At 69.1% G+C, this 737-nt stretch carries 2 protein-coding genes; one reads left to right on the forward strand and one right to left on the reverse strand.

Annotated features, from left to right (window positions below; genetic code table 11):
- Positions 1 to 411 (reverse strand): TetR/AcrR family transcriptional regulator (locus KZA10_RS16715; RefSeq protein WP_218683462.1); only part of this gene is annotated, 411 nt, incomplete at its 3' end.
- A gap of 104 nt (positions 412 to 515) precedes the next feature.
- Between KZA10_RS16715 and KZA10_RS16720 the strand changes: the two genes are divergently transcribed.
- Positions 516 to 737: agmatine deiminase family protein (locus tag KZA10_RS16720; protein ID WP_218683463.1), on the forward strand; the 222-nt coding region annotated here is incomplete at its 3' end.

Consider the following 737-nt stretch of genomic DNA (forward strand, 5'->3'; position numbering starts at 1 on the left):
AGCGGCACGGGCGAAGATCTGCTCGAGCGCACTCTGCCACCCGTCCATCTCCTGCCGCACGCGCGCGGCGAGCGCATCGTTCCGGGCTCCGAGCGCCCAGGCCTGCACCCAGATGAGGGTGACGTCGTCGCGGTCGGCATCGAGGAGCGTCTCGATGAGTCGCAGCAGGCTCTCGCGCAGGTCGTCGGTGTCGTCGAACGCGGCGATCACCTCTTCGCGCTCGGCCGCCACGATCAGCCCGAAGACGTCGGCGACGAAGGTGTCCATCCCCGGCCGGTAGTGCGCCACGAGTGCGGGGGTGACCCCGACGCGAGCCGCGACCGCGCGGACGGTGAGGCTCTCGAGTCCGCTCTCGCGGGCAAGGCCGATCGCACCGTCGAGGATCGACTGATCGCGCTCCTCCGGCGACATCCGCCGAGTGGACGTACCTGTTGACGTGGTCTTCATCAGGGGTTACCGTAACACCTGTTGATCGCATGTTCAATAGACGAACCGGCAGCAGCGAGGAGATCACGATGAGCTGGCGCATGCCCACCGAGACCGCACGTCACGAGCGCACCTGGATGGCGTTCCCCGCGGAGGGCGAGACCCTCGGTGACACCGACGCCGCCCGCGAGGAGGGCTACGCCACCTGGACCGCCGTCGCCCACGCCGTCGCCGAGTTCGAGCCCGTGTCGATGCTGGTCGATCCGAGCGAGGTCGCCAGGGCCCGGCGCATGCTCAGCAGCAGCATCGAG

Source organism: Microbacterium sp. BF1, from assembly GCF_019279095.1.
Taxonomy (GTDB): Bacteria; Actinomycetota; Actinomycetes; order Actinomycetales; family Microbacteriaceae; genus Microbacterium; species Microbacterium maritypicum.